The 22,935-nt window shown below is 71.0% G+C and carries 26 protein-coding genes; 16 read left to right on the forward strand and 10 right to left on the reverse strand.

Going from position 1 to position 22,935, the window contains the following annotated elements; translation table 11 throughout:
* The first annotated feature begins 12 nt into the window (after positions 1-12).
* Positions 13-1,428 carry a RagB/SusD family nutrient uptake outer membrane protein gene (locus IPJ78_15710; GenBank protein ID MBK7907990.1) on the forward strand — a complete coding sequence of 472 codons (1,416 nt, stop codon included), beginning with the start codon at positions 13-15 and terminating at the stop codon, positions 1,426-1,428.
* A 203-nt stretch (positions 1,429-1,631) separates the two neighbouring features.
* On the forward strand, positions 1,632-2,168 hold the full coding sequence (locus tag IPJ78_15715; GenBank protein MBK7907991.1) for a hypothetical protein: 537 nt from the start codon (positions 1,632-1,634) through the stop codon (positions 2,166-2,168).
* A gap of 19 nt (positions 2,169-2,187) precedes the next feature.
* Here IPJ78_15715 and IPJ78_15720 read toward each other — a convergent pair whose 3' ends face one another.
* The 3 genes from IPJ78_15720 to IPJ78_15730 all read right to left on the reverse strand — a co-directional run bounded on the left by IPJ78_15720 (position 2,188) and on the right by IPJ78_15730 (position 7,276).
* On the reverse strand, positions 2,188-3,369 hold the full coding sequence (locus tag IPJ78_15720; protein ID MBK7907992.1) for a hypothetical protein: 1,182 nt from the start codon (positions 3,367-3,369) through the stop codon (positions 2,188-2,190).
* Between the two features lie 32 nt (positions 3,370-3,401).
* Positions 3,402-6,752: an ABC transporter permease gene (locus tag IPJ78_15725; GenBank protein MBK7907993.1), complete on the reverse strand. Its 3,351-nt coding sequence runs from the start codon at positions 6,750-6,752 to the stop codon at positions 3,402-3,404.
* A gap of 257 nt (positions 6,753-7,009) precedes the next feature.
* Entirely contained in the window at positions 7,010-7,276 is a 267-nt protein-coding gene (locus tag IPJ78_15730) for a hypothetical protein (GenBank protein MBK7907994.1), read from the reverse strand.
* Between IPJ78_15730 and IPJ78_15735 the strand changes: the two genes are divergently transcribed.
* Positions 7,266-7,517 (forward strand): hypothetical protein, encoded by a 252-nt coding sequence (locus IPJ78_15735; GenBank protein ID MBK7907995.1) that lies wholly within the window; start codon positions 7,266-7,268, stop codon positions 7,515-7,517. The genes IPJ78_15730 and IPJ78_15735 overlap by 11 nt on opposite strands.
* A gap of 13 nt (positions 7,518-7,530) precedes the next feature.
* On the opposite strand, the gene IPJ78_15740 is transcribed toward IPJ78_15735, so the two are convergent.
* Positions 7,531-8,328, reverse strand: a complete 798-nt coding sequence (locus tag IPJ78_15740; GenBank protein ID MBK7907996.1) for a hypothetical protein — start codon at positions 8,326-8,328, stop codon at positions 7,531-7,533.
* A 300-nt stretch (positions 8,329-8,628) separates the two neighbouring features.
* Between IPJ78_15740 and IPJ78_15745 the strand changes: the two genes are divergently transcribed.
* The 8 genes from IPJ78_15745 to IPJ78_15780 all read left to right on the forward strand — a co-directional run bounded on the left by IPJ78_15745 (position 8,629) and on the right by IPJ78_15780 (position 14,514).
* Positions 8,629-9,150: a hypothetical protein gene (locus IPJ78_15745; GenBank protein ID MBK7907997.1), complete on the forward strand. Its 522-nt coding sequence runs from the start codon at positions 8,629-8,631 to the stop codon at positions 9,148-9,150.
* 51 nt (positions 9,151-9,201) lie between these two features.
* The gene (locus IPJ78_15750) at positions 9,202-10,209 is read left to right on the forward strand and encodes a hypothetical protein (GenBank protein ID MBK7907998.1); all 1,008 of its coding nucleotides are present in this window, start codon (positions 9,202-9,204) and stop codon (positions 10,207-10,209) included.
* A 32-nt stretch (positions 10,210-10,241) separates the two neighbouring features.
* Positions 10,242-10,790, forward strand: coding sequence for a hypothetical protein (locus IPJ78_15755; GenBank protein ID MBK7907999.1), 549 nt, complete (start codon positions 10,242-10,244; stop codon positions 10,788-10,790).
* A gap of 19 nt (positions 10,791-10,809) precedes the next feature.
* Entirely contained in the window at positions 10,810-11,073 is a 264-nt protein-coding gene (locus tag IPJ78_15760) for a hypothetical protein (GenBank protein MBK7908000.1), read from the forward strand.
* Positions 11,074-11,087: 14 nt separating this feature from the next.
* Complete coding sequence (locus IPJ78_15765) at positions 11,088-11,609, forward strand: YcxB family protein (protein ID MBK7908001.1); 522 nt, start codon at positions 11,088-11,090, stop codon at positions 11,607-11,609.
* Positions 11,609-12,322 carry a hypothetical protein gene (locus IPJ78_15770; GenBank protein MBK7908002.1) on the forward strand — a complete coding sequence of 238 codons (714 nt, stop codon included), beginning with the start codon at positions 11,609-11,611 and terminating at the stop codon, positions 12,320-12,322. Before IPJ78_15765 ends, IPJ78_15770 begins: the two co-directional genes overlap by 1 nt.
* Positions 12,319-12,561, forward strand: coding sequence for a hypothetical protein (locus IPJ78_15775; GenBank protein MBK7908003.1), 243 nt, complete (start codon positions 12,319-12,321; stop codon positions 12,559-12,561). The genes IPJ78_15770 and IPJ78_15775 overlap by 4 nt, the downstream gene beginning before the upstream one ends.
* 186 nt (positions 12,562-12,747) lie before the next feature.
* Positions 12,748-14,514, forward strand: coding sequence for a response regulator (locus tag IPJ78_15780; protein ID MBK7908004.1), 1,767 nt, complete (start codon positions 12,748-12,750; stop codon positions 14,512-14,514).
* Positions 14,515-14,541: 27 nt separating this feature from the next.
* Here IPJ78_15780 and IPJ78_15785 read toward each other — a convergent pair whose 3' ends face one another.
* Positions 14,542-16,242: a serine/threonine protein kinase gene (locus IPJ78_15785; protein MBK7908005.1), complete on the reverse strand. Its 1,701-nt coding sequence runs from the start codon at positions 16,240-16,242 to the stop codon at positions 14,542-14,544.
* A 90-nt stretch (positions 16,243-16,332) separates the two neighbouring features.
* Here IPJ78_15785 and arr point away from each other — a divergent pair, with 90 nt between their 5' ends.
* The gene (arr, locus tag IPJ78_15790; protein MBK7908006.1) at positions 16,333-16,995 is read left to right on the forward strand and encodes an NAD(+)--rifampin ADP-ribosyltransferase; all 663 of its coding nucleotides are present in this window, start codon (positions 16,333-16,335) and stop codon (positions 16,993-16,995) included.
* Here the strand turns inward: arr and IPJ78_15795 are convergent.
* Together IPJ78_15795 and IPJ78_15800 are read right to left on the reverse strand one after the other, a co-directional pair.
* Entirely contained in the window at positions 16,992-17,459 is a 468-nt protein-coding gene (locus IPJ78_15795; protein MBK7908007.1) for a hypothetical protein, read from the reverse strand. The two genes, arr and IPJ78_15795, sit on opposite strands and share 4 nt — an antisense overlap.
* 59 nt (positions 17,460-17,518) lie before the next feature.
* Positions 17,519-17,977 carry a nuclear transport factor 2 family protein gene (locus tag IPJ78_15800; protein MBK7908008.1) on the reverse strand — a complete coding sequence of 153 codons (459 nt, stop codon included), beginning with the start codon at positions 17,975-17,977 and terminating at the stop codon, positions 17,519-17,521.
* Between the two features lie 224 nt (positions 17,978-18,201).
* Between IPJ78_15800 and IPJ78_15805 the strand changes: the two genes are divergently transcribed.
* From IPJ78_15805 to IPJ78_15815, 3 genes are all read left to right on the forward strand, one after another.
* On the forward strand, positions 18,202-18,951 hold the full coding sequence (locus IPJ78_15805; GenBank protein ID MBK7908009.1) for a hypothetical protein: 750 nt from the start codon (positions 18,202-18,204) through the stop codon (positions 18,949-18,951).
* An 88-nt stretch (positions 18,952-19,039) separates the two neighbouring features.
* Entirely contained in the window at positions 19,040-19,489 is a 450-nt protein-coding gene (locus IPJ78_15810) for a hypothetical protein (protein MBK7908010.1), read from the forward strand.
* 25 nt (positions 19,490-19,514) lie between these two features.
* Positions 19,515-19,886 carry a hypothetical protein gene (locus tag IPJ78_15815; GenBank protein ID MBK7908011.1) on the forward strand — a complete coding sequence of 124 codons (372 nt, stop codon included), beginning with the start codon at positions 19,515-19,517 and terminating at the stop codon, positions 19,884-19,886.
* Positions 19,887-19,925: 39 nt separating this feature from the next.
* On the opposite strand, the gene IPJ78_15820 is transcribed toward IPJ78_15815, so the two are convergent.
* From IPJ78_15820 to IPJ78_15830, 3 genes are read right to left on the reverse strand one after another with little or no spacing between them, the layout of a single operon-like run.
* Entirely contained in the window at positions 19,926-20,354 is a 429-nt protein-coding gene (locus IPJ78_15820; protein ID MBK7908012.1) for a hypothetical protein, read from the reverse strand.
* Positions 20,347-21,543, reverse strand: coding sequence for an ABC transporter permease (locus IPJ78_15825; GenBank protein MBK7908013.1), 1,197 nt, complete (start codon positions 21,541-21,543; stop codon positions 20,347-20,349). The genes IPJ78_15820 and IPJ78_15825 overlap by 8 nt, the downstream gene beginning before the upstream one ends.
* On the reverse strand, positions 21,540-22,289 hold the full coding sequence (locus IPJ78_15830; GenBank protein MBK7908014.1) for an ATP-binding cassette domain-containing protein: 750 nt from the start codon (positions 22,287-22,289) through the stop codon (positions 21,540-21,542). The genes IPJ78_15825 and IPJ78_15830 overlap by 4 nt, the downstream gene beginning before the upstream one ends.
* Positions 22,290-22,463: 174 nt before the next feature.
* Here IPJ78_15830 and IPJ78_15835 point away from each other — a divergent pair, with 174 nt between their 5' ends.
* A complete protein-coding gene (locus tag IPJ78_15835) occupies positions 22,464-22,928 on the forward strand; it encodes a VOC family protein (GenBank protein MBK7908015.1) in 465 nt (154 codons plus the stop codon).
* The last annotated feature ends 7 nt before the right edge of the window (positions 22,929-22,935 follow it).

Here is a 22,935-nt window from a genome sequence, read left to right on the forward strand (position 1 = left end):
ATGCGAGACCATATGATCCGAACCCGTGCGGCCGCGTGGCTGGCCGCCGGGCTCCTGACCGCCGGCGCATGCACGGCAGACCCGCTGGCCCTGACGAACCCGAACTCCCCGACGGTCGCCGGCGCGTCCGGTGACGCCGCGGCGCTGCAACTGCAGGCATCCGGTGTGCTCCGCCAGCTCCGCGGCGGGTACGGGGCGTACATCACGACCACCGCGCGACTGGGGCGCGAAGGCTACATCTACACGCCCAACGAGGGTCGCAACACCTCCCATTATCTGATCGGCCTCGCCGGTGAGGAGCGGCTCGATCCCTCGGGGTTCGCGACCGGGGTCTGGGCCGCGCCGTACGGTAACCTGCGCGACCTCTTCAACCTCCGGAACGTGCTCACGTCGCACGCGACGCTCACGGCCGAGCAGAAGAGCGCGGGCCTCGGGTTCGCCCGCACCATCGAGGCGCTCGAGCTGTTCTACGTCATCTCCACGCGCGACTCGCTCGGTGCGGTGGTGCAGGTGAACCAGAACGCCTCCGACCTCGCGCCGTTCGTCTCGCGCGACTCGGTGTATCGCTACATCCTCGGTACGCTCGACGCCGGGAACGCGGAACTGGCGGCTGGCGGCGCCGCATTCCCCTTCACGCTCCACGCGGGCTTCGCGGGCTTCAACACGCCGGCGACGTTCCGCCTGTTCAACCGCGCGATCGCCGCGCGCGCCGCCGTCCACTTCGCCACGCGTGGCGGTGGAGCCACGGCGTGGGCCGCGGCGCAGGCCGCCCTCGGCGCGTCGTTCCTGGATCGGAACGCGGCGTCGGGCGCGGCGATGCAGACCGGCGTCTTCCACGTCCACTCGACCGCGACCGGTGATGCGGCGAACGGGCTGGGCCAGAACGCGGACTTCCTCACGCACCCGAGCTATGCCACCGACATCGCCCCGGGTGACCTGCGGGCGGCCAAGTGGTCGGTGCTCGCGGTGGCACGCAATGCACCGCAGGGATTGGGGATCCCGACCAGTCTCGCCATGGCGCGTTACGCGTCGAACACCACGCCCATACCCGTGATCCGCAACGAGGAGCTCGTGCTGCTCGACGCGGAGGTGCGCTGGAACACGGGGGACAAGGCGGGTGCGATCGCTGACCTCGACCGGGTGCGGAGTGTCTCGGGTGGAGCGGCGATCGGGCCGACGGCCGCGACGGAGGCCTCGAGTGATGCCGCGTTCGTGGACGCCCTTCTCCTCGAGAGACGCTTCTCGCTCCTGGCGGAGGGGCATCGGTGGATCGACCACCGCCGGTTGGGACGACTCACGGCGTTGCCGCGGGACCTTGCGACCGGCGTGAACGCGCACTTCGTCGCCCGGGTGATGCCGGTGCCGCAGGCGGAGTGTCTGGTACGCGCGCGAGCGAACGATCCGGCGCTCGACGGACCGGGCTGCTAGCGCGGGACTCGCGCGCCACGTCGGGCGCGAGGGCGGGACACCGGTGCGGGACCCCAAGGCAGGAGGCCGGTGAGCAGGGCAGGTGCTTCAAGAACGGTACGGGTGGGGGGAAGCGGCACCGGCGATCCCCGTCGGGTCGCTTCCCCTGTCCGTGCGCACGACGTTCCGATCGTCGGAACGCCCCTGAACCGGAGTGCATGAAGGTGACGCGGAACTCACGTATGCTGCGGACCGTGCTGCTCCTGCTCAGCGCATCAGTTGCGCGTGCACAGGGCACAGGGGCGGACCCTGCAGTCGCGGCGCAGTACGACTTCCTCGTCGGCGACTGGGACGTGACGGTCACGATGCCGCGCGCGGGCGGACCGGCGCTGGTGTACGGCGCGACCTGGCGGATCCGCTGGGTCGCGGACGGGCGAGTCCTGATGCAGGAGTGGGGCGACCCGTATGGCAGCGGCGTCGAGTTGCGATCCTTCAATGCCACCACCCGGCGATGGGACGGCCGGAACCTGTACGCGCCTGACCCGGGCAGCTGGTACGAGAACGAAGCGGAACTGCGGGATGGCGTCATGGTGGTGACGACGCCCCGGCAGGCGGCGGATGGCACGACCAACCTCAGTCGCGAGATCTACCGGCCCATCGCGACCGATCGGTTCGAGGTGAGGACCGAGGTCTCCCTCGACGCAGGGGCGAGCTGGCGTCCCGGCCGCTACAGCTTGGTCGCGAGGCGGCGAGGACGGTGATGCTCAGTCGAGATCGGCGTCATTCGTGCGGCTCCGGTGCGCCGGTCGCGGGAAGGGGTAAGCGCGCGATCAGGATCTCCTGCAGGGCGACGCCGGGCTTGGGCCGCCCGTCGCCGTCGAACGAACGCGACTGCGTGTTCACGAGGTAGAGCAGCGACCGCCCGTCGAGCGCCGCGGTGGTCATCCCGCCGAACCTCGGGTGATACCGTTCGAGGGTCTCGGCGCGCGTCACCCGTGCGCGAGTCTCGTCGAGTTGCAGCCGTACCACGCGCCCCGGATGCAACCCGTTCTGGATGCCGACGAGTCCGTCGTCGAACCAGTATAGTCCGTCGAAGCTCCCCAGCACGGTCCCTTCGGGGGCGTCGAGCCGATGCAGTGATCGCGACCGGACCTCGATCCGGACGATGTCGAGCGCGCCGGCCACGAAGAGCCAGCGTCCGTCCGCCGAGAGGGTGATGCCATTGGCCCCGTCCACCGTTCCCCGGGGAAGGAACTGCTCGAGGCTCCCGCCCGGCACCACGCGCCAGATGGACCCGTCAGTAGTGTTCGTCGCGAAGGCGGTCCCGTCCGACGCGACGGTCACGTCATTGAACGCGCCGCGTGCGCCGCGATGCGTGGCGAGCGTCCGGCCGGTCGCGATGTCGAACTGCACGAGCGACGCCCCTTCCACGTTCGCGTCTGCAAAGGCGCGCGGCTCATCCACCGCGGCCCAAAGGTGTCGCCGCTCGGCGTCGACGCGCACGCCGACCACCACGCGCGGCGCCTCCGGGCGGGAGACCCAGGCAAAGTCGGTCGCGCGCCCGGTGCTGTCGAGGCGCACGATCTTTCCCTTGAAGCTTCCCACGAACGCGCTGCGACTCACCGGATCGAAGGCGATGCCCTCGGGATGAAGGTCGCGCTCGCCGATGGTCCACGCGATGGAACTGCGCACGAGCGGAGGGTTCGCGTCACGGATGCGCGCGATGATCCGACGGAAGGCCGCATCGTCGTGGTAAGGGAAGAAGGCGCGATGGAAGCTCGGGTCGAGTCCGCCTGGTGCGCGACTCACCGAGTCGAGCAGCCGAAGCGCGCGGATGCGGTCCCCCGCCGACGCGCGCTCCACGGCGCGCTCGTAGAGCGATACGGGGTCCTGTGCCTCGGCAATCGATGCGCCCGTGAGGATCCTGAGCGCGCCCAACAGGACCAGCGACCGACCCGTCATCGATGGCGCCTCGTATCGGGGGGACCCACTCCCTAGTCAGCCCGCATGACGGACATCGGAGCCGTGCGACTCGCCTGCCACGCCGGTGCCGCCGCCGCGGCCAGTCCCGCGAGTCCCATCGCGATCGTCGCGAACCCCCAGACCGCAGGGTCGCGGGGTTCCACTCCGTATAGTAGCGCCGCCATCAGCCGCGTCACGCCCCATGCGAGCGCGAGCCCGATCCCCAGGCTGAGCGCGACGATGGTGCCGGCGCGCTGGAGGATCTGTTGCCGGATGCGCCCCGGCGACGCGCCGAGCGCGGAGCGGATCGCGAACTCGCGACGCTGCTGCTCCACCGCGTAGCTCAGCATCCCGAACAGCCCGGCGAGGGCGAGCACGAGGGCCACGGTGGCGAGTGTGCCGAAGAGCGCGAAGATGAACCGCGGCCAGCCGATCGCGTCGTACATGACCTGCCGCATCGGCAGTACGCGTGAGACCGCCACGCCGGGGTACACGGCGCGCAACGAGCGCTCGACCTCCGCGGCGATGCTCGTGGGGTCGGCGCGATCGGTGCGGATCAGCAACGAGTAGCCGACCGCCGCCGGATGTCGTTGGGCGAAGGTCCAGTACGCTTCCGGCATCGGCTCGTCCACGGGGCCGAAGTTGCGGATGTCGCTCACCACACCCACGATCTCGATGGGCCGGTCGCCGAAGGTGAACCGCTGGCCTATCGGATCGCGATCCTTGAAGTCGCGCGCGACGAGCGCAGCGTTCACCACCACGCGCTGGAGCGTGTCGGCGCTCCACTCGCGCTCGTCGAGGAGCCGCCCGGCGATGAGCCGTTGTCCGGTCGCAGCGAAGAACCCTGGCGTCGTGTTGCGCGTCTCGACCAGGGGGCGATCGTTGGGCGGCAGCTCGGGCTGGCCCTCGTAGCGCACCCACGCGTTCCAGCCCCACTCGTGGTACGGCAGCTGCGAGATCGCGCCCACCGCGGTCACCCCCGGCACCGCTCGCACGGCCTCCAGTGCAGGGGTGAGGAACCCGACGGCCGCGCGACCTGGCTCGAAGTCGGTGGGGGCCACGCGCACCCGCATGGTGAGCACACCGGACGGGTCGAACCCAGCCTCCTGGTTCGCGACCCGGATGAATCCCTTCATCACGAGTCCCGCCGAGATGAGCAGCAGCATCGCGAGCGCGCCCTCGACCACCACGAGCGTGGCGAGCGTGCGATGCTGGTGGCGTCCGTCGCTGCCGCGGCCGCCGCGGAGGGCGTCGGCCGGCATCGCGCGCGCGGCGCGCCAGGCGGGCGCGAGCGTGCCCGCGGCGGCCGCGAACAGCGCCATGACGAGCGCGGTCAGCATGACGCGCCAGTCGATGGTCGCGTACTTCAGCTGCACGATGCGTGCGGAGCCGAGCACCGCCATCCCGCGGACCGCCAGATGCGCGATGCCCAGTCCGGCGACGCAACCGAGCATCGCGATGATCGCTCCTTCGACGAACACCGGGCGCATCACGTCCCAGCGCGTGGCGCCGAGGGCGGCCCGCACGGCGAGCTCGGGCTGTCGCTTGAGGCCGCGCGCGAGCAGCAGGCTCGACACGTTGATCACCGCGATCACGAGCACGGCGAGGGTCGCGACGATGAGCAGTCCGAGCGGCCGCACGAACGTCGCGCCGGCGTCGCTCACGAGGGATTGGACGTGGATGCCGTGGCCCTTGAGCGAGGGATTCTCGTCGAGCACCGGAGCGAAGCGCTGGGTGAGCGCCGCCTCCAGCTGCGCGGCGCTCTGTCCGGGCTTGAGCCGGCCGAACACGCGCAGGAAGTTGCTCGTGCGCTGGCGCCGCTCGTTCTCGTCGAAGCGCGCCGGGATGTAGAGGTCCCCCTCGTACGTCGTCCCGCCGTTGGTGATCCGGAAGCGGGGTGGCAGGACGCCGACGATCTCGTGCGCCTCACCGTCCAGCCGCAGCGTCGTGCCGACCACGGTCGGGCTGGCGCCGAGATGGCTCTGCCAGTACTCGTGGCTCGCCACCACCACCGCCGGCTGCGACGGATCGTCGTCACTCGGGAGCAGCAGGCGGCCGTGCAGCGCCCTCGTGCGCAACACCGGGAAGAACGGGCCCGTCGCGCGGATCACGAAGGCCGGTTCGAAGCGGTCCCCGAGTGCGATGAGGCGCGACGTGGACGCGAACGCGGCGATTCCCTCGGCACTCGGCTCGCCAGCGAGGTCGAGATAGTTGGGCGCCGAGAACGGGAGCACGTCGCTCATCGGCAGGGATCGGAAGATCGAGACGAGGCGGTCCGCCTCCTCGACGTCGACGGGGCGCAGCATCACGCGGTCGACGACGCTGACGATGGCGGCGGTGCTGCCGATCCCGACGGCGAGGCAGAAGACGGAGCCGGCGAGGACCGTCGGGGTGCGGCGAAGCGCGCGCCAGGCCTGGCGTACCTCGCGCCAGAGCCCGGCGAGCGGGTGCGCCTTGCCATCGGTGCGATCGACTCCGTCCGAGCGCCGGGTTTCGGGTGCGGCCTGCAAGGAAGGGGACCGCAGCGCACGAAGCAGCTCGCTGGCCGACGCGGGACGGCGCGCGGGGTCCTTCTCGAGGCACTTGAGGATGAGCGCATCGAGCGCCGGCGGGACGTCGGCGCGGCGGGTGCGGAGTGCGGCCGGCACCTCCGCGACGTGCGCGCGCGCGAGCGCCGAGGGCGTGTTCCCCGCGAAGGGCGGCGACCCTGAGATCATCTCGTAGGCGACGACGCCGAGCGCGTAGAGGTCCACACGATGGTCCGCCGTCGCATCACCGGCGAACTGCTCGGGCGACATGTACCTCGGCGTGCCGAGCGAGAATCCCTCGAGCGTGAGGTCGGTCGGAGTGCGGAGCGGGATCGCACCCGCACCCCCGGCACGCGAGACCGCCTTGGCGATGCCGAAGTCGGCGACGACGGCGGCCGAGCCGGTGAGGAGGATGTTCCCTGGCTTGATGTCGCGGTGGATCACGCCTGCGGCGTGCGCGGCCTCGAGGGCCTGTGTGACGTCCTCGAGGATGGCGAGGGCCTCGCGCACCGAGAGCGGGCCACGCGCGAGGCGCGCGGCGAGCGACTCGCCGCGCACGAGCGGCATGACGAAGTAGGGTGTGTCCTCGACGGTGTCCGCGCTGAAGAGCGGGACGATGTTGGGATGCTGCAGCGTGGCGAGGAGCGCGATCTCGCGGGCGAAGCGGTCGCGGGCCTCGGGCGTCGCGAGGCGGCGGGCGACGCGCTTGATGACGACGCGCCGGTCGAGCTTCCGCTCGCGCCCGACGAGGAGGTCGGCCATCCCGCCGCCGCCGAGCGGCTCGAGATCGGCGAAGCGCTCGTCGAGCGCCTCGGCGAACGCGCGCAGGTCGGGGTCGGAGATGGGCGGCAGCATGCGCGTAGGACAGGCACGCTATCCGCATGGTTCGCATCCGGGTGCGGTCTGGGGGACGAATCGCGCCGGCGGCGTGCCGAGCCGTTCGTTGCTCATGGCCGTCAGCGGCGGGCGAACTCCCCGCAGGATGATGGGACGAATGGAGTGACGAACCGATGTGACCGTGGAGATGCTCGCGGGGTTCTACGGGCACGAAGGTCGGTAGCGTGATCACTTCCACGAGAAGAGGCCCGGATGCGAAGCCCACGTCGTCATGCTCACCGCTCGCGCACCATCGCGAGCTTGCTCCTATTGCTCGCCGTGGCGGCGGCCTGCGATCCGTCGGTCGGACCCGACGAGCGGAACCCGTTGCGCGGGGTGCGACAGGTGTCCGCCGCGGACTCGACGGGGGCTGGCGTGCCGCAACCGTTGTCGCCGATCGGCTCCGGATCGGTCGTGGGGACCGTGATCGGGCCCTCGACCCCAGGCGCCGGGAACGACAGCTTGCTGAGCGCACCGCGCATCGCCGGCGTGGTGATCCGCATCCATCCGGTGCTGGGCGACGAGGACGCCGCGGCGCCGACGCTCGGGCCGGTCGTCGCGACCCTCACGACCGATGCGAATGGGCGGTTCGCGACGCCGGTGATCGGGAGCACGAGCCTTGGGCATGTGTTCACCTTCACGCCGCCGTCCGGGTCGTCCTCCGCGGCGGTGTGGACGCGCACGCAGTTCTGGTCCAACAGCGCGGCCACGCCGTGGTGGGTGATGCTTCCGCGCGTGCCGTGAGGTTGACGGCAGGTCACCGATAGACGGTGGGCGTCGCGGGATGGCGCGCGAGCGCCATCGCCGCGGCGCGCTGCAGCACCCGGACCGTGGTGGTGTCGCTGGAGGCGCCGGGGATCCGCGGCGGGAGCGATTCCGGCGCGGTGCCGATGAGACGCGAGAGGATCACGAGCGCCGCGACGTAGGTGCCGCGCCGGGTGGGGTGCAGGCCGTCGTTCGAATACACCCCGATGTCCGCATCGAGGCCGAGCGCGTCGGTGAAGGCGTCGCCGGCAGGCGCGAAGATCCCCTGCACGGCGACGGCGGCGTTGAAGTACGAGGTGACCGCCGCGTCGGCGTCGAAGCGGCGCGACGTGATGGGCCAGACCTGGTAGAGCACGGGCTCCGCACCGGCGGCGCGGATGAGCGGCGCGAACTGCGTGGTCCACGAGCGCAGATGCTGCTGGCTCTCGGGCAACGCCGACGTCCCCTGCTGGAGGACGACGAACTCCCAGTCGGAACGTTCGAGCGTGCGCAGCACCGTCCCGACGTAGTAGTGGTCCTCGAGGGCGAAGTCGGCTTCGGCGATGACAGCGGTCCGCAGCGCCGTGTCGCCAGACGTGCGCGCCAGCGACTGGACCATCGCGGGCAGGTCGTTCGCGTAGGTGAGCGAGTTGCCGACGAAGAGGACACGGCGGTTCCCGGCAACGACGGGCACGTGCGTGGACGGCGCGACCGAGGGAAGGCAGGCGGCGAAGAGGGCGAGCGGGAACAGGGCGGCGGCCGCGAAGCGCAGGGCAAGGCGGGGACCGACGGTGAGGGGCGGGTGCGGCATCCGACGCTCGGGTGGAGAGGGGAGGTTGGCTTCCTATAGAAGAGAGCGGTACGCGAGCGCGCGTGTGGCCGTGGCGGGACCGGACGTGCCCTCGCTGGGACGAAGCGAGACGGAGCGGACGCGTCGCATCGAATCGTGAGAGCCCTGGAACGGAACGTTAGGGGGTCTTCCGCCATGCGCGGGCTCAAGTGATTGACTCCCAACAGGTTAGGGATCGCACGCCGCTGGCGGTGTTCTTGCTTTCACTCACGCTGTCACCGCACCATCCCCACGTTCCGTCACCTTTTGGAGTGAAACACGATGCACCGCCGTTCCTCGATCCTCGCCCTCCTCGCCATCGGCACTTTGCTCACCGCCTGCGCTGATGCCGGCTCGCCGTTGGAGCCGCAGCTGCGATCGTCCGTCGCGACGGCCGCGGCGAAGGGCGCCGACGGCCCGACCACCACCGCGGGCGCGTACGACGGCTTCTGGGTGGAGAGCCCGACTTCGAGGTTCCAGCTGCCGAACGGCACCTTCCAGGAGGTCTGGGTGGAGTTCACGCTCAGCACGAAGAACGGGAGCTACACCGGCACCGCGAACCGCTATGTGAGCTACTACGACGCCGCGGGCAACCCGATCGCGCTGCGCACCAACCTCGGCACGCCGGGGCGGGTGAGCGCGACCGAGACGGCGGCCGGGATCAACGTCGGCATCACGCGCCTCGGCGAGTCGAAGTTGAGCATCGGCTACCAGTTCGGCGCGAGCGCGGACAAGACGGTGCTGACGAATCTTCGCTTGGCGGGGACGGCGACCGCGATCGGGTTCGTGAAGAGCGTGAACTGACGGCACGCCGTCGACCCTTGCGGCGTGGGCACTCGCTGAGGAGTATGCGGGATGCTCACGCTGCTGGTCGCACTCGCCGTCGCGCTCCCGCCCTCGTGCGGCTCGGTCGATCGCGACCGGGATGCCGCGCCGCAGCACTACATCTTCTTCCGCCGTGACCACGAGCGCATCGCGGAGCTCGGCTTCCTTTCGAATCCATCCATCGCCGGCGCCCAGCTCACGTACACCTGGCGCGAGTTGGAGCCGGCACCCGGGCAGTACGAGTTCGCCGCGATCCATGAGCTGCTTTCGTTCCTGCGCGCCCGCGGCAAGCGGCTCTTCCTCCAGGTGCAGGACGTCTCGTTCGGGGAGCGGGTACTGGTCCCCGACTACCTGCTGACGGACTCGGCGTACCACGGCGGCATCGCGCGGAAGTACGAGGCGGACGCCGACGGCCGAGTGCGATTCGACGGCATCGTCGCGCGCCGGTGGGATCCCGCGGTGCGCGACCGCATGGCGCGCCTCCTCGCGGCGCTCGCGCGCGAGTTCGATGGCGCGATCGAGGGCGTGGTCCTCGCGGAGACGTCCCTGAGCTTCGACGACGTGCGGCAGGCGCCGGCGGACTTCACGCCCGAGGGATATGCGGCAAGTGTCCGCGCGCTCATGGGCGCCGCGCGCGCGGCGTTCCAGCGCTCGTGCGTGGTGATCTATGCCAACTTCATGCCCGGCGAGAGTCTCCCCTCCGAGGACCACGGACTCCTGCGCGGCGTGCACGCGCACGCGGCGTCGATCGGCATGGCGGTCGGCGGGCCGGACGTCCTGCCGTATCGCCCATTCCAGCGGAGTCATAGTCTCGCGCTGATCGAGCAGCGACCGCCGGGCGTGGTCGCCGCGATGGCGGTGCAGGACGGCAACCTCGCCGACCGGGACCAGCGCACCGGGCAGCGCATCCTGGTGCCCGAGCTGTACGCGTTCGCCGTGACGCGGCTGCGGCTCGACTATATCTTCTGGGGCACGGAGGAGCCCTACTACACCCAGGACGTGCTCCCCTTCTTGCGCGGGCTGCGGCAAGACCGTTGATCGCCATCCTCACGCATCGCCTCGAGGTCAGCATGCTCCGGCGGCTCCCGTTCCTCGCGCTCCTGATCGTGGCGGGCACGTCGCCGCTCGCCGCGCAGTCGACCCCCGAGGCGGCGTCGCAGCGGTACGCCAGCGCCATGAAGCGCAGCGACTGGGCCGCGGCCGCCCGCCTCATGCATCCGGACGCGCTGACCCAGCTGCGCGGCATCTTCGCGCCGATCGTGAGTGGACCGGCAGCGGCCGAGGTCGGACCGGCGCTCTTCGGCGTGCGATCGGCCGCCGAGTTCGCGAGCATGAGCGACACGGTGATGTTCGCGACCCTGTTGGGCAATCTGATGGCGCAGTCCCCGACGATGGTGACGGCGCTCCAGTCGGCGACGATCACGTCGATCGGGCACGTGCAGGGCGGCGCCGACACCGCGTTCGTCGTCAATCGGACCGAGATGTCGCTCGAGGGCGTCGGCCTGGCGCAGTTCGAGGTGCTGCCGTTCGCCAGATACCAGGGCGAGTGGCGCGCGCTGCTCAAGGCGGACTTCACCAACATGGGCGCGATGATGCGGAAGGCGATGGGGTCACCGTGAGCGCGTGATCTTCCGAGGCATGAGCGTGGCGGCCGACTGGCCGGAGCGCCTCCGTCTGGCACAGCAGGTGACCCAGTGCACCCCGAACGGCGAGGCGCGCGCGCGCGTGCGGTTCGGTGACGAACTGGAGGATTGGGGGGCCGACCGCGGGCCGTGTCACGATTGCGCGGCGGTCAAGGGAGAGTTCCATGTGCCCGGGTGCGACGTGGAGCGTTGCCCGGAGTGCGGCGGGCAGATCCACGCGTGCGAGTGCGACTGGCCAGACCTGGACGAGGGAGTGTAGCGCATGGAGCACGCATGCAGGTGACCGTCGAGTTCCCCTTCGACGCGGCGGAGCACCGCCGCGCCTCGTTCGCCGTGATGCGCACACTGCCGTCGCGCTGGATCGGTCCGGTGCTGGCGCTGATCCCGCTGGCGTTCGGACTCTGGCCCGTCCTCGCCGCACGGCGCGAGGTGTCGACGCTGAGCATGGTCGCGAGTGCGCTGCCGTGGATGCTCGTCGCCGTCACGTTCGCGTTCCTCACGCCCATCGCCGTGTGGGCGACGGCGCGACGCATCGCGCGCCACGACCCGAGTGCGCGCGGCGTCCAGATGCGCCACCTCGACGCGACCGGGTTCCGCTCGACGGGCAACGGCGTCGGGGTCGAGGTGCCGTGGCATGCGATCCAGCGCTGCGTCGAGACGGAGGGGTTCTTCCTCTTCTTCTACACGAAGCAGCTCGCGTACTACCTCGGGAAATCGCGCCTGAGCGCGGAGCAGTGCGACGTCGTCCGGTCGCTAATCGCGACGCATGCGGCGTCGGCGGGCGTCCGCCCGTGATGGCAAGGAAGGCCGACTGGTCCTACGTCGCCATCGCCGTCCTCACCTTGCTCGTCGTCGTGCTGGGGTTCGGCCGGACCTACGCGCTTCCGATGGTGAACGGGACCTTCGGAGGACCACGCGTCCTCCATCTGCACGGCGCCTTCGCCCTCGCGTGGGTCCTGCTCTTCGTCGCGCAGCCGCTGCTCGTGCGCACCGGCCGTCGCGACGTCCACCGGCGCCTCGGCCGACTCGGGGTGCCGATCGCGATCGGCGTCGTATTGACGATGCTGCCGGCGGGGGCCTATCAGGTCACGCGCGACCTCGCGGCCGGGGTCGGCCCGTCGAGCGTCTCGGCGATCGTGGGCGTCGTGACGTCGGGGGTCCTGTTCCTGACGCTCGTGTCCCTCGGCATCGGTGCGCGCGCGGACCGCGATGCGCATGCGCGCTGGTTGCTGCTCGCGACCCTCGTGGTCGCGTGGCCGGCGTGGTTCCGCCTGCGGCACTGGTTCCCCGGGGTGCCGCGCCCCGAGATCTGGTTCGCGCTGGTGCTGCCGTACCTGTGGGTCGGCGTCGCCATGCTCCGCGATCGCCTGTCGCGCGGCTCCGTGCATCCGGTACTGTCGATCGCCGGGTCGGCGGTGGTGCTCGAGCAGTCGCTCGAGGCCGTCGTGTACGACACGCCGCCGTGGCGAGCGATGGCGGATGTGCTGTATGGATGGCTGCACGCATGAGGAACCACCTGCGCACCCTCGGCTGGTTGCTCATCGGCATGGGCGTCGTGTTCGGCGGCGTGACGACGCTCTCGCTGCTCGGGGCGTTCCCGCTCACCATCGAGGTGTTCCACCGGTCGATCACGAGTACGCGAGAGCGATGGATCCTCGTCGCGTGCTGGGGCGTGGCCGTGCTCGTGGGCGGCCTGCTCGTCATGCTGACGCGGTCGGCCGGACAGCGTGACAGAACGACATCGTAGCGCGATCTCCCAGGCCGTGTAGCATGCCGGGACCGCCCACCGCATATTTCAACGCAAGGAACGGCAGGCACGCACGGTTCGGAGACTCCGGTGACGCTCGTTGGGGCAGACAGTGATGACACGCCTTCTGTTCCCGAGGCCGTAGCGCCGCACGCGCAGGCGGGTGCCCTCGACACCCTGCGCCCGATGGCCGCGGTCGCCGCGGCGATCATGCTGGGCTTCCTCGTCTACAACCTGGTCGACTTCGCGCCAGGGATCCGCGAGACGATGGCGGTGCACGACATCGTCTCCGCCGCCCTGTGCGGCGTCGTCTGGTGGCTGATCCGCTCCGGGCGACTCCGCGAGGAGCAGGCGCACGCCGTCGCGACGGGGATGATCCTGCTCATCGCCAGCAACATCCTGCTCGCGATGTGGCTCCTGCGCGCGCCCTACCACGCCGTCTACATCTGCGTGCTGCTGGTCGGTGCCGGTGCCGGGATGAGCTCCATCGGCTGGGCGGTCGTCTCGACCGCGCTGCTCTGGGCCTTCACGCTGCCCGTGCTCCTTGCCGTCGCCGAGTGGGCGATCGTCCTGCGATATCTCGCGATGATGGGGGCCACCTCGGCCGTGACCATCTCGCTCGTCGCCATCCGCGTGCGGAACCTGCGCGTGGTCGCGCGCCTCACCGCACTCGACCGCCAGCAGCGGCGCGCGCTCAACGAGGCGCTGGCCGATCTCGACGCGAAGGTGCTGCAGCGCACCGAGGAGTTGCGGTCCGCCAATGCGGCCCTGCAGACCCAGATCGATGAGCGGGCGCGAGCCGAACAGGAGGCCCGGTTGCTCGGCGAGCAGCTCCTGCACGCGCAACGGCTCGAGTCCCTCGGCCGGCTCGCCGGCGGCGTGGCGCACGATTTCAACAACCTGCTCACCGTCATCGACGGGAACCTCAGCCTGGTGCTGGAGGACCTCCCGCCCGGCGCGAGCCGCGAGCCGGTGGAGGATGCGCTCAGCGCGAGCGAGCGCGCGGGTCACCTCACCCGGCAGCTGCTCGCCTTCGGCCGCAAGCAGGTGATGGAACGGACGGTGTTCGATGTCGGGCAGCGCATCGAGGACATCGCCCGCATGCTGCAGCGGGTGCTCGGCGAGCGGGTGGCGCTGCACGTGCGGACGGATGAGCGCGACCTGTGGGTGAGCGCGGATCCGAACCAGATCGAGCAGATCCTCATGAACCTCACCGTCAACGCGCGGGACGCGATGCCGGACGGGGGCGAGTGCTTCATCGACGTGACGCGCGCGGTGGTGGGGAACGCCCCATTCATCCGCATCCGCGTGCGCGATACGGGCATGGGGATGGACGCGGCGACCAAGGAACGGCTCTTCGAGCCCTTCTTCACGACGAAGGGGGCGGGCGCCGGCACCGGGCTCGGTCTCTCGACGGCGTACGGTGTGGTGCAACAGCACGGCGGCTCGATCACCGTCGAGTCGTCGCCGGGGGCCGGCGCGACGTTCGAGGTGCTGTTGCCGGCGGCGGAGGATGCCTCGATCGCGACCGCCAATGCCGCGAGCGCCGGGGCGAGCACCTCGGGAACGGAGACCGTTCTGCTGGTCGAGGACGAGGAGGGCGTGCGCCGCGTCGCGGAGCGATTCCTCCGTCGCCAAGGGTACGACGTGCACGTCGCGTCGAGCGGCTTCGAAGCGCTCGAGATCGCCGCGCGGCTGGGGAGGCCGATCGACCTGCTCTTCACCGACGTCATGATGCCCGCGATGAGCGGTCGGGAGCTGGCCGAGCGGCTACGCCTCGCGCAACCCGACCTGAAGGTGCTGTTCGTGAGTGGCTACACCGGCGACTACCTGCAGACGCAGACCGGCGAGCTCCCCGCAGGAACGCACCTCCTCTACAAGCCCTACGAGCTCGGGCGCACGGCGCGGCTGATCCGGGGGATCCTCGAGGGGAAGGCGATCCTCGAGCGGTAGTGCGGTGCGGTGACGGTGGGGGGCAGGCTACGCGTCGCGCGCCGCCGGCGCGATGCTCCCGCTCACCTTCGCCGCCAACCGTTCGGCGAGGTTCCGCGCCGACGCGCCGAGCTGCTCGTTCCCGCGACGCACGAGCGCGCGACCGCCCTTCCAGATGAGCGTGAGGCCGAAGACCATCGCCGCCGGTATCGCGACATCCTCCGGGAGGCCGAGGCCCTCGTGGAGCAGCACGCCGAAGAGGGGCGCGACCACGAAGCTCGAGGTGACGAGCCAGAAGCCGGCGCGTGCGAACGCCGACCGGCGCGCGTCGCGGACGACGCGAATGGTGGTGCGGTCGTGCTCGGGCACGACGGTCACCTCGAGGCGCGTGCCGAGGCGGCCGGTCATCCACGCGAGCTCGCGCGTGTGCGCGAGGGTGTGGCCCATGGTGCCGGTCGCATCGCGAAGGAGATTGATGAGGCGCTCGAGATCGCGCGCGGGGAGTTCGCCCGCGACCTCGATCTCGTGCGCCTGCTGGAGCGGGACGCCGAGCCACCAGGAGCGCTCGGCGACGGGCGGGGGCGCGACGGCCGGCTTCCTCACCGGCGCGACGGCCTTGGGGCCGACGCCGATCTCACCGAGCGCGTGATCGACGTAGCGCGTGGCGATGCCTGCCTCGCCAGCGGCACCGCGCACCTCGTCGAGCTGGAAGCCCTTCGTGCGCTCGGCGTCGCGCGCCGCGTCGCGTTCGACGGGCGCGATCTCCGGACGCGGCTGGATGCCGGTGGCTGCCTGCAGTTCGGCGGCGCGACGCCAGACCTTGTGCGCCTCGGTGTCAGAGAGGAGGGGCGCGGCCACGGCCGGCTGGTCGAGTTGCGCGATGGCGGACTCGAGCGCGGCGAGCAGGTCGGCGGCGGAGGCGTAGCGGTGCGCGGGAACCTTGGAGAGACAGCGATCGACGATGGCAGCGAGCGCGGGGGGGACGTCGGGCTGGAGCGAGGCGATCGGCGCGGCGGTGCGCGTGACGTGCTGGATGAGCACCGCGGACGCGACCTCGGCGTCGAACGGGAAGCGCCCGACGAGCGCGAGGTGCCCGACGACGCCGAGCGAGTAGATGTCGCTGCGCGCGTCGACGGGATCGCCGGAGACCTGCTCGGGGCTCACGTAGTGCACGGTGCCGAGCACCTGTCCGGTGACGGTGAGCGGCGACGCTTCGGCCAGGCGCGCGATGCCGAAGTCGGTGACGAGCGCGCGATCGGTGTCGCGCTCGATGAGGATGTTCTCGGCCTTGATGTCGCGGTGGATGATGCCGCGCTGGTGCGCGTGCGCGAGTGCGGCGGCGACGTCGCGGAGATGGCGGGCCGCGGTGCGCGCGTCGAGCCGGCCGCGGGCGGCGACCCGGGCGGCGAGGGACTCGCCCTCGACGTAGGTCATCACGAAGAAGACGTGCCCGTCGACCTCGTCGGCGCCGTGGATGGGGACGATGTTGGGATGCGCCATCGCGCCGGCGGTGCGCGTCTCGCGGAGGAAACGCTCGCGCAGGGAGGCGTCGCGCGCGAGGTCGGGCGGCAGGGTCTTGATGGCGACGAGGCGATCGAGCCGCCGGTCGCGGGCGAGATAGACGACGCCCATGCCGCCGCGTCCGATCTGTCGGCGGACGGCGTAGCGATCGAGCAGGGCTTCGGCGAAGGCCTGCGACGCTTCATCGAGCGTGCGCGGGTCCGGGGTGGGGAGCTCGAGGACGGTCATGGTCGGGAGGGAAGCGGGGATGCCTAAGGTTACGGGTCCGGCGGGAGGGGTGAAAGAGCGGCGGGCTCGGTTGACGGAGGGGAGGCCGCGCTGCACGTAGTGCTCCCGAGCGGCCCGTTCTACCACGGTACGAAGGCGGACCTCCGGTCCGGCGACCTCATCCGGCCCGGTCACCGCTCCAACTACGGCGATGCCGCGCGAACGAGCCCGTGGGTCTACATGACCGCGATGCGATCCGCGCTCGGTGCCGAGCTCGCGCGCGGCGACGGGCCGGGGAGGCTCTACATCGTCGAACCCACCGGGCCGATCTTCGACGACCCGGACCTCACGGACAAGAAGTTCCCGGGGAACCCGACACGCTCGTACCGCTCACGGCACCCGCTGCGCGTCCTCGGCGAGGTCACGGACTGGGTGCCGAGCCCGCCGGAGATGATCCGGGCGATCCAGGAGGGGCAGACGCGGTTGTACGAGATGCAGGCGGCGCGGATCGCGCGGATCCCCGACGCGGAAGCGCTCGCGCGGCTCGAGCGCTGGGTGGCCGTGATCGAGTCCTGCGTGACCGAGATCGGGCTCAGCGTCGAGACGCGGATCGTGGTCACGCCAGCGGCGGCCGACGACACGCTCCGGTTCCGCGTGGAGGCGGACGGTCCGGAGCGGTCGTGGCAGCGGGCGCTACGTCTGGTGCGAGGGGTGCTCAGTGATGATGAGCACGGGGAGATCTGGGACTTCGGCGCGGCTACCGGCGCCGGCTAGGGATCCGTCGGCGCGAACCGCACCGTCCGGAAGACCGCCAACTGCTGCTTCACCTGCTCGTCTCCCGCCGCCTCGCCGCTGATGAAGAACTGCGGCGCCTGCGTGAACGAGACGACGGTCTGCAGGCGGCCGACGCCGGTCTGGCGCATCACGTTCGCCTGCCGCCCGCCGATCTCCTCGATCACGGTCTCGCTCCGCACGGCGCTGCTGTTCGGGTTGGAGCGACCGCTGAGGCTCGACGGGCCGGACGCCGAACGGGTCATCACCGGCGGGGCCGTGTGCTGCCAGCGGAGGCTGCCGCCACTGTAGCTCGCGCGCGTGCCGCGCACGCGCCAGGCGGCCGGGACGCAGAAGGTGACGTTCTCGGAGGTCACCTGCTTCCAGTCGCCGCTGTTCTCGGGGACCGGGACGGTGCAGGGGACGTCGGCGGCGGCCAGCTGGGCGATCAGGATGAGCATCTTCATGCCAGGTGTGCTCCACAGAGGGATGAAGGGGACGGTCCGGACGCCCAAATCATACGGGATCACGCGGGCGGAGGCGACTGCCAGAGGACGTGCGTGATCTGCCAGCGACCCTCGGCCTTCGCCATCAACAGGTAGTCGATCCCCCACCAGGCGACGACCTTCGCCGAAGCCGTCTGGTCGAGGACCTCGAAGACGATGACCTCCTTCGGTGCCCCGGCGGGCGGCGCGCCGCGGCCCGTCTCGCGGACGCTGCGCGTGAAGGCCATGAAGTCCCGCGGCCACTGCATCTGCGATCCGCGGTACGCGCCGGCGGCCGTGCGGGAGAAGCCGTACTTCAGGACGACGGGATGGATGCTGCGCAGGTGCTTGGTGCTATCGCCCTCGTAGAAGCCCTCGAGGTAGTCGAGCGCGGCGCGCCGCACGCCCGCGGTGTCGGGGGACGACTGCGCGTCGGCGCGCGCGACGAGCACGGTCGCGAGGAGGACCGCGGCGGCGATGGGGCGGAGGCGGAGGCGCACGGGTGGAGCTCCTGGGGATGAGGGCGAAGGATCCGGCACGGAGGACATGACGGAGCGGCGGCGCCGACGGTTTCCGCGCTGGCGGAACGCCGGTCCTGACACGAACTTCTCCGCGTGACGACCCCTGACCTTCGCGCTTCCTCCCTCGCCGGGGCGAGCGCCTGAGCAAGCGGCCGGTACGCACCCTCACGCGCGACGGCTTCATCGCGCGAGTCGCCGCGCGCATGAGCCGCGCCGAGTATCCGCGGACGGTGATGCTGGGACTGGTGAGTGTCGCGTCGAGCGTGGGCTTCCTGCTCACCGCGGGCATGCGCCACGTCGGCATCACGGCCCCCGGTGTGCGCTACCCGCTGGCCGCACTCGGTGGATACATCGCCTTCTTCGTCCTCATCCGGATGTGGTTGGCCTGGCGGCGGGGCGAGGACGGCTGGGACATCCAGCCGGACGGCACCGCGCCCTACGACCTATTGTCGAGCGGCGTCGAGCCGATGCCGATGCCGATGCCGACGTTCGGCGGCGGCGGGGGATTCGGTGGCGGCGGGTCGAGCGCCAGCTTCGGTGCCCCCGGCGATGCGAGCGCGCTCGTGGGGCATGCGGCCGAGGTGAAGGCGAGCGTGGCCGAGACGGCATTGGGTGCGGTGGGCGAGGCGGACGAAGGGGTCGTCCTGCTCGTCCCGTTGGTCATCGCCGGCGCGGTCCTTGTCGGGCTTGGCGCGTCGGTGTCGGTGCTGTACGAGGCACCGGCCCTCTTCGCCGAGGTGCTGCTGGACGGCGCGATCGCGACGGCGGTGTATCGCCGGCTCCGACTACGCAGTACGGAGCACTGGTCGTCCGGCGTGATGCGGCGGACGTGGAAGCCGATGCTCGCCATCTTCGTCGCGCTGCTCGGGCTCGGCATCGCGATCCCGTTCCTGGTCCCCGGAGCCGACTCGATCGGCGACCTCCTGCGCTGGAGTGCGAATGCCCCGAAGTGATCCGCGGCGGCGTCCGACCGTGATGCGCGCGTTCCACGCGGCGCCCGCCGCGTGCCTCGTGCTTCTCGGCTGCCTGTCTCCCGCTCGATTGCCACGCGAGCCGGAGGAGTTGCTGCCGACCGCCAGCACCGACTGGGTCCTGCTCACGGAGACGCCGACCACGGCGGTGCGGATGGACACGACGCGCATCGTCGACTACCAGGCGTACAAAGGCGTGTGGTTCCTGCTGCAGCGTCGCACGGAGCTCCGGGATGCCGGGGGACGGGACCTGCGCGGCTCGGCGTTCTTCGAGGAGCTCGATTGCGTCCACTTCCTGTCGCGTCGATGGGAGATCCACGCCCTCGGTCCGCGCGGGGAGGTGATCGACACGCTCCTCGCGTCGGGAGCCGGGTGGATGCCGTTCCGCGTGCACCCGGTGGGCGAGGCGGCGATGGTGCAGGCGTGGATGCGGATCCGCCACGCCCCGTTCGGGGTGAGCGCATCCGCTGCGGACGCGCAGTATCGGCGCGCGGCGGGCGACAGTGACACCGGCACCTGAATCCCCATCACCAGCGAGCACCTCCATGTCCTCCCGCCCCATCATCAAGGTCGACGCGGCCGTCCGCATCGTCACCTTCCTGCTCCTCCTGCTCGCGACCACCGGCGCGCAGATCTTCGTCATGCCGACCTTCGAGGCGATCTATGCGCGCGACGGTCTGACCTTTCCGGTGATCGGCCGGCTCGCGATCGACACGCTGCTGTTCTTCGGCCACCCGCTGGTGCTGCTCGCGATCGCGGCGGGGCTCGCGGTCGTGATCCGAAAGCGCTGGGGGGATTCGCAGCAGCGGCTCGCCGGCGTGGCGGTGGCGACGCTCGTGCTCGCGCTGGTGCTCATCGGGCAGGCCTCGCTCCTCATCGACCTCGCGCTCAAGCGCGTGACGGTCGGTGGAGGCTGACGCACACCGGACGGCGGAACACCTCCGCGCGGGCCCTCGTCAGGGCCGTCCGATCTCCACGTCACGGATGCGGATCCCCTCCGCCTCCCGCGCGAAGATCAGGCTGACCGCCTCGCCGTCGCGTGTGCTGTCCGCGGGGATCACGACGTAGATCCATCCCACATCCCCGGGCTGTCGCACCGCCCACCCGGCCATCGTGTCGGTCATCTGCACGAAGAGTGAGTCGACGGGCGACATGCTCCTCGGGACGCTGAATTCGAAGGCGCGGCCGAGCGAATCGATGCTCACCCGTGCGCGGTAGTCGGCGGTGGTCATCGCGTGCGCCGCGGCGTAGTCGCGGGCCATCAGGTGCCGTGCGAAACGGAGCGCGTCGGCCGAGAGACGGTCGCGGTCGGGGGCGGGGAGCTCCTGTCGGCAGCCGATCGCGAGGAGCAGGATCGCCGCGAGACGCAGGGCGCGCTCACCCATGCCGCATCCACCGCACCATCTCGCGCAGCGACGGCTCCTTGCCGTACATGAGCATCGCCGCGCCGAAGATCCGACCCGCCAGCAGCCGGCACCCCCACGCGGCCCCGGCGAGGAGCGCGAGCGCGAGCGGGACCTCCCACCACGCCACGGTGGTCAGCACGAGACGCAGCGGCAGCACCGCCATCGACGTGAGCGGGAAGACGCCGAGGACCTGGGCGATGATGCTGTCGGCCTTGGACAGGAGCGCGAACGCGGCGCCCATCGGGATCAACGGCACGAAGAGCAGGAGCGTGCGCGTCGAGCTGTTGGGGTCGTCGATCGTCGCCGCGACAGCGGCCATGAAGGCGAACCAGAACAGCACGCCGAGCAGCGTGATGACCAGCACGAGACCGAGCGTGCCGATGTCCGACGCGATGGGCGGCAGCGCGAAGGCACTGCGGCCCAGCAGCCACGGCACGCCCCGGTAGAGGAAGGCGAGGCCGCCGACGGTGAGACTGGTGCCCGCGAGGGCCGCGGCGGTGAGTCCGATGATCTTCCCGTCGATCCAGACCTGCGGTGACACCATCGCGAGCATCTGCTCCGTCACCCGATGCTGCTTCTCCCCCGTGATGCCCGCGAAGAGGGTGCCGAAGCCGGTCATGACGAGGATCAGGCCGACCGAGAGGACGACGATCGCCGCGATCCTCGTGGAGCGGGCGACGGGGGCCGCGCCGAGCGCGATGAGCGAGGTCTCCACGGCGAAGGGCGCGCCGAGCGCGGCGATGGCCTCGGGCGTGAGCACGCGGGCGAGGATGGCCTGTCGATGCGACGCGGTGAGGGCCTCGACCGCGCGATCCGTCCATCCCGCGCGCCGGCGCAGCACGATCGCGAGCGCGTCGCCGGCACCCACGAGCAGCGCCGCGTCGATGGTCTCGTCGGCGACGGCCGCGCGCGCCGCGGCGGCGTCGAGCGCGCTGGTGGTGTCCCACGAGACGGCCTCGACCGTCGGCAGCGGGAAGGCGAGCGCCTCGCGCCCGACGACCGTGACGGTGACGGGACGGTCCCCGGCGCGCTTGATCATCCGCCCGACGAACGCGCCGCCGACACCGAGGAGCACCATGAGCGCGAGACCGACGAACTGCTGTCGCCACTTCACGAAGCGCGAGAACTCCCAGCGCGCCACCTCGAGCGTCTGCTGCCAGCGCGTCATGCGACCTCCGCCGTCACGCCCGCTTCGGCGTTCGCGGCGCGCACGCGCTCCACATAGAGGTCGTGCAGCGAACCGCCCGCGACGAGGGCGCTCGTCGTGCCGTGGAGCAGCTCCCGGCCGCGATGCATGACGAACACCCGGTCGGCGAGCCGCTCGACGAGGGCCATCTGGTGCGCGCTGAAGAGCACGGCGGTACCGGCATCGCGCAGGCCGCGCACGAGGTCGAGGAAGAGCTCCTGGTTGAGCGGGTCGAGTCCGCTGAACGGCTCGTCGAGGATCGCGAAGCGTGGCCGGTGGAGCACCGCGGCGGCGAACTGCACCTTCTGCTGGTTGCCCTTCGACAGGGCGGCGAGCTTCTCGCCGGCGCGATCCTTGAGATCGAGGCGCTCCAGCCACTCGGTCGCGAGCCGCCGCGCCTCCGCCGCGGGGATGCCGCGCAGGCGCGCGAAGTAGCTCAGCGTGCGACCGATCGGCACGTCCTGATACAGCCCCCGGTCCTCCGGGAGATAGCCGAGCGCGCCCGGCGCGGGCGCCTGCTCGACGCCCTCCCAGAGGATTTGGCCGCGATCCGGCCGCGTGATACCGACGAGCATGCGGAGCAGCGTCGTCTTGCCGGCGCCGTTGGGGCCGAGGAGCGCGACCATCTCGCCGGGAACGACGTCGAGCGAGAGGCCCGCGACGGCGCGGACGGTGGCGTAGGTCTTCTCGACCGATCGGATGCTCAGGAAGGCGGTCGCGGGAGTCATCGCGTGCGGGAAGGGAGATCCGATCGTGATCGACCGAGTATATGCGGCGTGCATGGGGCGCGCGAGGTCCGTCCGCCGGCACGTTGCGAGGATCCTCGAGCGCGTGGAAATTGGACCTCCCGGGCTGGACGCCCTGCCGCGACGCCGGTTCCCCGAACGCAGGAGCACCCTCCGATGTCCAAGGTGACCCCCTTCCTGATGTTCAACGACCAGCTCGAGGCCGCGATCGCGTTCTACACCGCGACCTTCCCGAACTCGAAGGTGACGACGTCCGCGCGCACCGGCGCCGAGGGCGTCGTCACGTCCGCCGAGTTCGTCGTCGGGGGCCAGCGCTTCATGGGCTACAACGGCGGCTCGTACTTCACGTTCTCGCAGGGCTTCTCGCTCTTCCTGGATTGCGAGGATCAGGCTGAGGTGGACCGGTACTGGGACGCGTTCGTGAACGCCGGCGCGACGCCGCTCCAGTGCGGCTGGATCACCGACCCGTTCGGCGTGACCTGGCAGATCGTGCCGAGGCGCTTCACGCAGCTCATCAGCGGCGGCGACCCGAAGAAGGTGCAGGCGGTGATGGATGCGATGATGGAGATGGTGAAGCTCGATGTGGCGGGGCTCGAGCGGGCGTACGACGCGGCGTCGTAGGCGCCCG

The organism is Gemmatimonadota bacterium (assembly GCA_016714015.1).
In the GTDB taxonomy this organism is placed as follows: domain Bacteria; phylum Gemmatimonadota; class Gemmatimonadetes; order Gemmatimonadales; family Gemmatimonadaceae; genus Pseudogemmatithrix.